General features: G+C 65.7%; 10 protein-coding genes. 5 read left to right on the forward strand and 5 right to left on the reverse strand.

The genetic code is table 11. The features are described from left to right. Positions 1-851: succinyl-diaminopimelate desuccinylase (dapE, locus tag Q0R27_RS04805; RefSeq protein ID WP_293941571.1), on the forward strand; the 851-nt coding region annotated here is incomplete at its 5' end. A 12-nt stretch (positions 852-863) separates the two neighbouring features. Here dapE and Q0R27_RS04810 read toward each other — a convergent pair. The 4 genes from Q0R27_RS04810 to Q0R27_RS04825 form a co-directional block, all read right to left on the reverse strand. After that, complete coding sequence (locus Q0R27_RS04810; RefSeq protein ID WP_293941575.1) at positions 864-2561, reverse strand: EAL domain-containing protein; 1698 nt, start codon at positions 2559-2561, stop codon at positions 864-866. Between the two features lie 95 nt (positions 2562-2656). Continuing rightward, positions 2657-3205, reverse strand: coding sequence for a Smr/MutS family protein (locus Q0R27_RS04815; protein WP_293941578.1), 549 nt, complete (start codon positions 3203-3205; stop codon positions 2657-2659). Further along, positions 3186-4355, reverse strand: coding sequence for an MltA domain-containing protein (locus Q0R27_RS04820; protein ID WP_293941581.1), 1170 nt, complete (start codon positions 4353-4355; stop codon positions 3186-3188). Before Q0R27_RS04820 ends, Q0R27_RS04815 begins: the two co-directional genes overlap by 20 nt. After that, on the reverse strand, positions 4352-5002 hold the full coding sequence (locus tag Q0R27_RS04825; RefSeq protein WP_293941596.1) for a Tim44/TimA family putative adaptor protein: 651 nt from the start codon (positions 5000-5002) through the stop codon (positions 4352-4354). The genes Q0R27_RS04820 and Q0R27_RS04825 overlap by 4 nt, the downstream gene beginning before the upstream one ends. Positions 5003-5188: 186 nt before the next feature. Here Q0R27_RS04825 and secB point away from each other — a divergent pair, with 186 nt between their 5' ends. The 4 genes from secB (at position 5189) to Q0R27_RS04845 (ending at position 9168) form a co-directional block, all read left to right on the forward strand. Next, entirely contained in the window at positions 5189-5731 is a 543-nt protein-coding gene (gene secB, locus Q0R27_RS04830) for a protein-export chaperone SecB (protein ID WP_293941584.1), read from the forward strand. 4 nt (positions 5732-5735) lie between these two features. Continuing rightward, the gene (gene murJ / locus Q0R27_RS04835) at positions 5736-7346 is read left to right on the forward strand and encodes a murein biosynthesis integral membrane protein MurJ (protein WP_293941587.1); all 1611 of its coding nucleotides are present in this window, start codon (positions 5736-5738) and stop codon (positions 7344-7346) included. Positions 7347-7351: 5 nt separating this feature from the next. After that, the gene (gene trpS, locus Q0R27_RS04840; RefSeq protein ID WP_293941598.1) at positions 7352-8347 is read left to right on the forward strand and encodes a tryptophan--tRNA ligase; all 996 of its coding nucleotides are present in this window, start codon (positions 7352-7354) and stop codon (positions 8345-8347) included. A gap of 113 nt (positions 8348-8460) precedes the next feature. Further along, a complete protein-coding gene (locus tag Q0R27_RS04845) occupies positions 8461-9168 on the forward strand; it encodes a DUF4136 domain-containing protein (protein ID WP_293941590.1) in 708 nt (235 codons plus the stop codon). A 90-nt stretch (positions 9169-9258) separates the two neighbouring features. Here the strand turns inward: Q0R27_RS04845 and dnaA are convergent, their stop codons facing one another. Beyond that, on the reverse strand, positions 9259-10638 hold the full coding sequence (gene dnaA / locus Q0R27_RS04850; RefSeq protein ID WP_293941593.1) for a chromosomal replication initiator protein DnaA: 1380 nt from the start codon (positions 10636-10638) through the stop codon (positions 9259-9261). Between the last annotated feature and the right edge of the window lie 195 nt (positions 10639-10833).

Genomic DNA, 10833 nt, shown 5'->3' on the forward strand with positions numbered 1-10833 from the left:
TCGAAAACGGCATGCTCACCGGACGCGGCGCCAACGACATGAAAAGCGCAATCGCCGCCTTCGTCGCCGCCATCCCGCCAGTGCAGGGCACGGGCACGCTGTCGTTGCTGATCACCGGCGACGAGGAGGGTCCCGGTGAGCACGGCACGGTTGCCATCATCGACTGGCTGGAGGCGGACGGGCGGATCCCCGATTTCATCCTGATCGGCGAGCCGACGTCGGAGACGCAGCTTGGCGACACGATCAAGATCGGGCGGCGCGGATCGGTCAACATGTGGATCGACGTGCCCGGCACGCAGGGGCATGTCGCTTACCCGCACAAGGCTGCCAATCCGATCCCCGCACTCGGCCGGATCATCGCTGCGCTGACGGCAATCCACCTCGACGACGGCAATGACGCTTTCCCGCCGTCGAACCTGGAGTTCACCGATGTCGCGACCGAGCCCGGCGCGCCCAACGTCATCCCCGGGGGCGCCAGCGCGCGGCTGAATATACGGTACAACAATCTTCAGCGCGGGCCTGACCTGGTCACGATGGTCGAGGAGGTTGTGACGCGCGAAGCCGCGGGCGCGGTCGTGCGTGCGCTCATCTCGGGAGAGGCGTTCCTGACCCCGCCGGGCCTCCTCTACGACCTGGTGGTATCGGCAATCCGCGAGGAGATGGGAATCGAGCCTGCCCTTTCGACTGGCGGCGGGACGTCGGACGGACGCTTCCTGATCAAGCTGTGCCCGGTGGTCGATTTCGGCCTGCCCAACGCGACGATGCACAAGCTAGATGAGTGCGCGGCAGTGGAAGACATTCGCGCGCTGTCACGGATCTACGGGCGGGTAATTTCGAAGGCGTTTTCGTAAAGAGCGCAACAACTACGCCCGCTGCCTTACCCCGCCATTTTCGGCGTTCAGCACCCACTCGCGATATTCTTCTTCGAACATCGGGTGAGCGAAGACGAAGCCTTGGACTGTCTGGACCCCCATTGCGCGCAATATGTCGGCCTGCGCCACGGTCTCGACCGCTTCGGCGACAATTTCGCAACCCACGCCGTGGATCAGCTGAACCACCGCCTGGACGACGACCCGTGCTTTCTCGCTCGTCTCGATATCGGCGATCAGCGACGGGTCGAGCTTGACCCGGTCGAGCGGCATTGCACGCAGCCGTGCCAGGTTCGAATAGCCTGTCCCGAAATCGTCGATCGCGATCTTGGCGCCATCGGCGCGAAGCGCGGCGATTTCGGTCAATACGGTCTCGCTGACTTCCATTGCCGCCGACTCGGTGAATTCCAGTTCGACCAGCGACAAGGGCACCTGCTGGTCGATGAATGCCTGGCGCATCCGGCTGAAGAAATCACTGCGGTCCAATTGGCGTGGGGACACGTTGAACGCCACCCGGTGGACATTGCCCTCGCGATGCCATGCGCCAAGGATCGAGGCGACTTCGGCAATCACCCACTCGCCAATCTCGGAAATGATCCCGGTCTGTTCGGCGACTGGTATGAAACTGTTGGGCTGGCGCATGCCGTCACGCGGGTGGCGCCAGCGGAGTAGTGCTTCGGCCCCGGTGACCTCCCCGGTGCGCAGGCTCAGCTGAGGCTGCAACGCCAGGAGGAATTCGCCGCGATGGACGGCTTCGGTCAGCGCCTGCTCGGTCTCTACCTTCACCTGATGTTCGCGCTGCAATTCATCGGAGAACAGGCAATGCTGCCCGCCGCCGCGCGACTTGGCGCGATACATGGCAATGTCGGCGGCGCGCATCAGCGATTCGATGCTGGTGCCGTGGTCGGGGCTGATCGCGACGCCGATCGACGCGCCGATGTCGACGCTGTGGCCATGAAGCTCGAACGGCTCGCTGATTGCCAGCGCGATACGCCGCGCGACCCGCTCGATCTCGGCGGGCGAGCCGATCGTCGGGAAGAACAGGGTGAACTCGTCGCCGGCGAGACGCGCGACCAAGGGTCGACGAACTTCATTGTCGGTGACTTCGGCGCTGACCACGACGCGCAACCGGTTGGCGACCATGATCAGCAGCTGGTCGCCGCGCGCATGGCCGAGGCTGTCGTTGACTGCCTTGAACCGGTCGAGGTCGACGAACAGCATCGCCGCCGGGGGCTGATCGGCGGGGCCGCAAGCTCGCTCGCCGAGCAACTTATCGGCCTCGGCACGGAAGTGGAGGCGGTTGGGCAGCGACGTGACCGGGTCGTACATGCCGAGCGCATGGGCATTCTCGATCGACGAGCGGACTTCGGCGAACAGGCTGTCGACCGCCGCGGCGACCGCCGGCATGTTGCGGACGACGATATCGGGAGCGGGGCTGACAAGGTCGCCGTCCTCCACCGCGAGCAAGCGATCACCGAGCGCCGCGAGCGCTCGGGCATTTTCGCTGTTGGGGCGTTCCGAGGCGATGTAGCTGACCAGCAGGCAGAAGGCGCCGGCGACGATCGAGGCGACGATCTGCTCGTTGAATTCGGTGATATAAAGGAAGGCGACAATCGAGAAGAGGAACGACGCGGCTCCAGCCACGCTCGACAGGAGCGCGTTGCTGACTTTCTGCGCGGTGCCTTCTTTCATGATAAAATTGCCGCCCGAACGCCCGGCCGCGCTCGCCTTCCTTTCTGTGCCAGTAAACATTGGGGGTTAAGAAAGCATGGAAGGTTGGGCGGGTGTCAGCCGCGCCTTCGAAGGATCAGGTAGAGACTTCCGCCACCACCGTGGCGCGGGTGGGCGCCGCGCACCGCAGCGATGTGGCGGGCGTGTCGAGAATGGGCGAGCCAGTCGTGTACCGCGGCCCGGATCCGCCCGCGCTGGACCGGCGGTTCGCCCGAGCGGGCATGGCCGGTTATCAGCAGCAGCACCCGGTCACCCTCGGCGATGGCACGTTCCAGCCCCTGATCGATCGCCGACCAGGCGGTGTCGAGGTTATGGCCGTGGAGATCGAGGATGCGGTCGGGCTCGACCCCGCCCTTGGTAAGGCGCTTGTCCCAGCTTCCGTCGAGCGTGGTGCCGGGGCGCGGCGGCGGCGGCGCGGTGGTTGGGCGGGCGCGGGGTGGCGGACCCTTCGGCTTTCGCTCAAGCGGAGCGGGCGGCTTTGGACGATCGTCGACAGACAGCGCAAGTGGCTCGGGCGCCGAGCCGATGGGGTCTCTCGACAAGGGGCGGATGGTCGCGGTGACCTTCGCCCACAGCTCCTTTTCCTCAGGGTCGAGCGCGCGCATTGGCGACTGTCTCTCGTGGCACCAGTACCCACGCCGAACCACTCGCCGCCATGCCGCCGGCAATCCGCTCGGCATCGGCCCCGGCACCCCAGAAAGTGTCGACCCGGTTGCTACCCTTGATCGCCCCGCCGGTATCCTGCGCGATCCACAGCCCGCGCGCCTCCGGCCGGTCGAGCGCGAGGTAAACCGGCGCGCCAAGCGGCACGAATGCCGGGTCGGCGGCTACGCTGGCATTGGCGGTGACCGGCACATTGAGCGCGCCAAGCGGGCCCGGACCGGTCAATTCCCTGAAAAATACGTAGCTCGCATTTTCCCGCATCAGCGCCTTGCCCTCGTCGGGGTGCGCTGCAATCCACGCGACGATCGACTGCATGGTCGCTCCGCCAGGAGGCAGCGTCCCGCGCTCTCGCAGCAACCGCCCGATCGCGGTGTAGGCCTGGCCGTTCTGCCCGGCATAGCCGATCCGCATGACCGACCCGTCGGGCAAGCGGAGACGGCCCGACCCTTGCACCTCGACGAAGAACAGCGCGACGGGGTCGGCTGCCCAGGCCAGCTCAAGCCCTCGATTGGCGAGCGCCCCGTCGTCGATCTCGGCGCGGGTGAAATAGGGCAGGCAAGCTTGAGTGAGCGGATCGATCCGTCCCCTCCCCTGCGTACCGTCGGGCCGCGCGCAGCGGACCAGATCTGCGGGGAGCGCGTAGATCGGCGTGTCGTAGCCCGGCTGGCGGGTGCGCGAGGCGGCGATCTCGGGCTCGTAATAGCCGGTCGCGAACGCCTTGCCGTCTCCGACGCGAGCCCATTCGAACCGGTCGCGGAAGAAGGTTGCGGCGCTTCCGCCCGGAACGGTCGCGGCCTCGGCGCAGAGCGAGTCCCACTGACCCGCCAAGGTTAGTCCGGATAGATCGACACGCTTGATGAGCACCGGACAACTCGTCCGGAAGGCAACCAATGCCCGTGCCGCGCTTGCTTCATCGAGCGGCTGGGGCTCGCCCGCGCTGACGCCGACGAGCAGCGCATTGTTGGGGATCGGTGCAGGCGGCGGCGTGGACGCGGGAACCGGAGGCGGCGCCAGCACTGGCGCAGGCGTACGCTGCGCACAGGCGGCGACGAACAAGAGCGAGGCGAGCGCGAACGCCCGGAACAAGCTCACTCTTCCTCGTCGGTTTCGATCAGCAGCCAGTTTGGATCGCGCGACGACAGGTCGCGGCGGAACGCCCAGCGGTCGCGAGTCTGCACCGCGTCGGACATCGACCCGGCGACGACCGCGCCGTCGGCATTGCGGGTTACGGCGGCGATGTCGGCTTCGAACCGCACGCTGACTTCGGCGACCGACTTCGTCAGTGACGCCTCGGTGATGACCGCCTGCTCGATCGCGACCAGGCGATTGTCGAGCGTCAGGCCGTCAGCCGTGCGTTGTTCGACAGCGGCCTCGAACGTATCGAGGATATGGCCGTCGACATGGGGCCGGATGGTGTCGAGGTCGCCCTTCCAGAAGCTCTCCATCACCAGCCGATAAGCCGACTTCGCGCCTTCGAGAAAACCGGCGACGTCGAAGTTCGAATCGGCGGCAAGAATTGCGCAGACCCCGGGACCCGCCAGCGGCAGATAGGCCATTCCGGCCGGATCGAGCTGCGACGACGTCTGGGCCGGGGCGACCGCGGGTCGCGCCTCGACTCGGGCGTCGGGATCGGCGGGCTTGAGGATCGGCTGCTCATGCCCGGTGCGCTCGCCGAGCACCGCGTAGAGGCGCAGGCCGATGAACAGGGCGACGAGGGCGAGGATGACGATGGCGGTCAAATCAATGTCCATGCTGTGACGCGGGCCGGTCCCGCAGTATCTAACATAGGCGACTTAACGCACGGTTTCAAAGGCAGTGCCACGACATCGGCTCATTGCACCGCCGAAAGGCGGCTGCTAATCGCGCGGCGACCCTCGAACGGGGCGCTTCGCCCCACTCCAATCCAGCAAGGACGAACGACCATCATGGCCGACGAGCAGACGCCCGCCACCACCCCGGACACCGCCCCGCAGATCGACGACGACCTGCCCCAGGCGGCAACAATCGCCCAATATATCAAGGATTTGTCGGTCGAAAACCCGAACGCTCCCGCGGTTTATCAGTGGGGGGTGCAGCCGTTGTTGGACGTGCAGTTCAACATTGCCATCAACAAGATCACCGATGATGTGCACGAAGTTGCTCTGAAAATCGAGGTTTCGGCCAAGTCGAACGAGGGCACGCACTTCCACGTCGACCTAGCATACGGTGGTGTATTCGCGTTCCGCAACCTGCCCGAGGAAGCGCTTCCGCCGTTCCTGCTGGTCGAAGCGCCGCGCCTGCTGTTCCCGTTCGCGCGCCAGATCGTTGCCGATGCAGTCCAGAACACCGGCTTCCCGCCGCTGCTGCTCGACCCGATCGACTTTGGCGCGGCCTATATGGCGCAGGTCGAGGCCGCCAATGCCGGCCAGGAGCCCAACGGCCACGCCGCGCCCGATGGTTTCCAGCCGACCGATCTCGGCCAGGCGTAACCCCTTGGCAGAACCGACGAACACGGGCGGCGGCGCGAGCCTGATCAAGTCGACCGGGACGATCGGCGGGCTGACCCTGGTCAGCCGCGTCGCTGGCTTCGCGCGCGAAATGCTGATGTCGCGGGTGATGGGCGCCAGCTGGCAAGCCGACGCCTTTTTCGTCGCCTTCCGCTTGCCCAACACCTTCCGCCGGCTGTTCGGCGAAGGCGCCTTCTCGGCCGGGTTCGTGCCGCTCTACAGCCAGCGTCTCCACGGTGCCGAAGGCCAGGAAGGCGCGCGCCATTTTTCCGAAGAAGTGCTGGCGGTGTTCCTGCCGGCGCTGGTGCTGTTCACGCTGGCGTTCGAAATCATCATGCCGCTCTTCGTCGCGGCGATTTCGGGATACACCGGGGAGAAGCTCGCGCTGGCGACGTTCCTGACCTCGATCACCTTTCCCTACCTCGTGCTGATCAGCCTGGTGTCCTTGTTCTCGGGCATCCTCAACAGCCTAGCGAAATTCACTGCGGCTGCCTTCGCGCCGGCATTGCTCAATCTCGCGATGCTGTGCGCGTTGATCTTCGTTCGCGACGGCGGCGAAATCAGCGCCACCGCGCTCGCGATCGCGGTGACGATCGGTGGCGTGATGCAAATCGCCCTGCTGTGGTGGGCGGCGAAGCGCGCCGGGATCGTGCTCAAGCTGCGCCGTCCGCGTCTGACCCCCGGGGTGCGCCAGTTCGGGCGCGTCGTCGTCCCCGCCACGTTCGGCGCCGGCGTCTACCAGATCAGCGCATTCATCGACACCTTCTTCCTCGCGCGGATCGGCACCGGCTCGCTGTCCTGGTTCAACTATGCCGACCGGTTGAACCAGCTGCCGCTCGGGGTGATCGGCGCCGCGCTCGGCACCGCCATCCTGCCGCAAGTCAGCCGCCATGTCGGCGCCGGCGACCCCAAGCAGGCCGCCGCGGTCCAGAGCCAGGCGGCCGAGCTCGCGATGCTGCTATGCCTGCCCGCGGCGCTGGCGCTGTGCGTCGCATCAGGACCGCTGATCGGCGCCCTGTTCCAGGGTGGCCACTTCAACGCCAACGACGCCGCGGTGACGGCGCTCGTGCTGTCGCTGATCGTGCTTGGGTTGCCCGCCTATGTGCTGGTCAAGGTGCTTACTCCAGGTTTCTACGCGCGCCAGGACACCGCGACCCCGGTCAAGACTGCGGTGTTCGTGCTGATCGTCAACGTCGTCCTGAATTTCGTGGTCCAGATGGTCTATCGCGACCCGGTCCACCGGATCGCCGGCCTGTCGGCGGTCATCGCGCTGTCGAGCTGGATCAATTGCGCCATCCTCTACGTCATTCTTCACCGCCGTGGCCATTTCCGCATCGAGGGGTGGCTGCTGAGTCGCATCGCGCGACAGGCGATTGCCGGCGCGGCGATGGTCGCCGCGCTGTTCGCGATCAAATACTTCCTCGCCGACTTCTTCGCGGGCAGCGTCGGCCACCGCCTGATCGGGGTCGCCGCGCTCGTCGGTGGTGGCATGGCGGTCTATTTCCCGATCGTCCTGCTGATCGGCGGCACCAACACCCGCGAACTCAAGGAGCTGGTCAGCCGCCGCAAGCGCAAGGCGGGGAGTGATGCGGCGTGACCACGATGCGCGTGGTTTCCGGCATCCAGCCGACCGGTGGGCTTCACCTCGGCAACCTCCTCGGCGCGATCCTGCGCTGGGTGCGGATGCAGGAGGAGGCGGAATGCCTGTTCTTCCTCGCCGACCTCCATGCGCTGACGGTCGATGTCGATCCGCTGCAATTGCGCGCCAATGTCCGCGAGATGGCCGCCGCGCTGATTGCCAGCGGGATCGATCCCGCGCGGTCGACGCTGTTCGCCCAGTCAGCGGTCCCGGCACACGCCGAGCTCGCCTGGATCCTCCAGTGCACCGCGCGGATGGGTTGGCTCAATCGCATGACCCAGTTCAAGGACAAGTCGGGCAAGAACCGCGAGAGCTCGAGCGTCGGCCTGTTCACCTACCCGGTGCTGCAGGCGGCCGACGTGCTGGTTTATCGAGCGACTCACGTCCCCGTCGGCGAGGACCAGAAGCAACATATCGAGCTCGCCCGCGACATCGCGCTCAAGTTCAACAATGATTTCGACACCGAGCTGTTCGTCGCGCCCGAGCCGTTCATCGGCGGCGGCACGGCGGCGCGGGTGATGTCGCTGCGCGATGGCTCGGCCAAGATGTCGAAGTCCGATCCGTCCGAGCAGAGCCGCATCGCGCTGACCGACAGCGACGATGCGATCGCCCAGAAGGTACGCAAGGCCAAGACCGATCCGGAGCCGCTGCCCGACGATCCGGCGCTACTCGATGGGCGGCCCGAGGCGAAGAACCTCGTCGGCATCCTTGCCGCGCTGTCCGACGAAAGCGTCGAGGCCGTGCTGGCGCGCTTCGCCGGCCAGGGATTCGGCGCGTTCAAGCCGGTGCTGGCCGAAGCGATGATTGCAACGGTTGCCCCAATCCGGACCCGGCTCGAACAACTTCGCCAGGACGAAGCCGCGATCGACGCCATCCTCGCGGCGGGAGCGGAGCGGGCGGCGGGACTTGCCGCGCCGACGCTTGCTGGTGCCTATCGCGCGGTCGGGCTGCGCGCCTGAGAGGCTTGGTCCCCGTTCAACCCGGTCTCGGCTCGCTTCATCGACTATTCAGGCTAGAACGCGTTATATCCCTCTCGTACAAGCAGTTTTCCCGAATTGAAGGGTGAATTATAATGCGTATCAAGAACCTTGCCGCCGCCGCGATGCTGGGTGCCGCTGTCATCGGCCTGTCAGGCTGCGCGACCGGCTTTCCGGCTCAGGTGTCGCGCTTCCAGATGATGCCCGCCCCCGCAGGCCAGAGCTTCTTTGTCGTGCCGATGGACCCGCGCCTGGGCGGGAGCCTCGAGTTTCAGCGCTTCGGTGCCTATGTCGCGCAGGCGATGCAGGCGCAGGGCTATGCTCCCGCCCCGACCTCGCAAGCGGCGACGCTGCTCGTCAACATGGGCTATGCGGTCGACCGCGGCACGACCGAGTATCAGTCCGACCCGTTCGCCAGTAGCCGCTACGGCTATGGCTATGGCTATGGCGGGTTCGGCTCGCCTTATGGCTTCGGCGGCTACTACGGGCGCCCCTATTATTATCCTCGCTTCGGCGGCTTCCGCAGCGCATTTTACTATGGCTGGGACGACCCGTTCTACTCGCCGTTCGACAGCGGCATCACCAGCTACACCGTCTATCGCAGCAACCTCGACCTCGACATTCGTCGCAAGGGCGACAACCAGTCGGTGTTCGAGGGACACGCTAAGGCGCGTTCGCAAAACGACGATCTCAACCGCATCGTGCCCAACCTCGTCGAGGCCATGTTCACCGGCTTTCCGGGGCGCAATGGCGAGACGGTCAAGATCACCGTGCCCCCGCCCGGGCGTGTCGCAGCGCGCTAACAAGCGGACTAAATACCGTCAACGAAAAGCCCCGCCGGGAGCGATCCCGGCGGGGCTTTTACGTTCACAAGCGGGGACGAGTGAACTCTATCAGCCTTCGAGCTGCCTCGTCAGCAGCCGCACCGCCGCGTCGATCTCGGGATCGCTGGCGCGCAATTTCTCGATCTGCTTGACCGCGTGAATGACCGTCGTGTGGTCGCGCCCGCCGAAGCGCCGACCGATGTCGGGCAGCGACTTGGGAGTCAGCTGCTTCGACAGGTACATCGCCACCTGGCGGGGGCGGGCGACTTCGCGGGCGCGTCTGGCGGAGGTCATTTCGGCTTTGCGAATGCGGTAATGTTCGGCGACCTGGGTCTGGATTTCGTCGATCGAGATGCGGCGCTGATTAGCGCGCAACACATTGGCGAGCACTTCCTCGACGAACGCGATGTCGATCGCGCGGCCGGTCATCACCGCATAGGCGGCGATGCGGTTAAGCGCACCTTCGAGTTCGCGGATCGATGCGGTCAGCCGCCGGGCGAGAAATTCGACCACGCCGCGCGGCATCACGACGCCGGGGAGCGAGGTGAGCTTGGACTCGATGATGTTGAGGCGCAGCTCGTAATCAGCCGGGTTGATGTCGGCGACCAGTCCCCACGACAGGCGCGAGAGGATTCGCGGGGCGATCCCGTCGAGATCCTGCGGCGCGCGGTCCGAAGTGATCACCAGCCGCCGCCCGGCGGTGATGATCTCGTTCATCGTGTGGAAGAATTCCTCCTGGGTCGAATCCTTGCCGGCAATGAACTGGACATCGTCGATCAGCAGCAGGTCGGCCGATCTCAACCGCCCCTTGAACCCGATCGTGTCATTCTCGCGGATCGCGCGGACAAATTCGACCATGAACCGTTCGGCCGACATCGACGCGACCTTCGCGCCCGGGTTAGTCGCGAGATACGCTTGCCCGATCGCATGCAGCAGGTGGGTCTTGCCGCGCCCGGTGCCGCCGTGAATGAACAGCGGATTGAACGCGACCTTGTCGGCGCTCGCCAGCGTCTTGGCGGCCGTCGCGGCGACCTCATTGGCCTTGCCGATGACGAATGTCTCGAAGCGATAGCGCGGATCGAAATGCGGCGCGTTGGGGTCGCGCGTCAGCGTCGGCTCGGGCGCTTCGGGAATTTCCTCGAGCACCAGCAATGGTGCAGGCTTGGGCGCGTCGGCGACCGCGCCAATCCGCACTTCGCGAACCAGCGGCAGCGTTGCCCGCCATGCCAGGTTCAACCGCTCGCCGAAATGAGAGCGGACCCAATCGGCCATGAACTGGCTTGGCATCAGGATCGCCAGCTCGCCCGAGTCGGCATCGAACGGCCCGACTTCGGCGGGCTTCAGCCAGCCGTCGAAGGTGCGCGCGCCAAGATCACGGCGAAGCCCCTGGCGAATCGATTCCCAAGCGGCGTCGAGCGGCGCGGCCACTGCCTCCCGGGCATGATCCAACCTATCTTCGCCACGCTTCACCGACCGAGTCCTCACCTTTATCCGGACAGAGTTCGACCGTCGCGCCGGATGCAATTCACGGCGCTGGATTCTCTGTTTTTCTGTGCCCCCCGGCGCAGATTCGCGCCCGGTCGGAAGGTTCTGCGACCAGCGGACCCGGCATTCAAGCAAGTTTTTTCAACCAAGTGAAATAAA

Origin of the sequence: Sphingomonas sp., from assembly GCF_025362505.1 — a bacterium.
In the GTDB taxonomy this organism is placed as follows: Bacteria; Pseudomonadota; Alphaproteobacteria; order Sphingomonadales; family Sphingomonadaceae; genus Sphingomicrobium.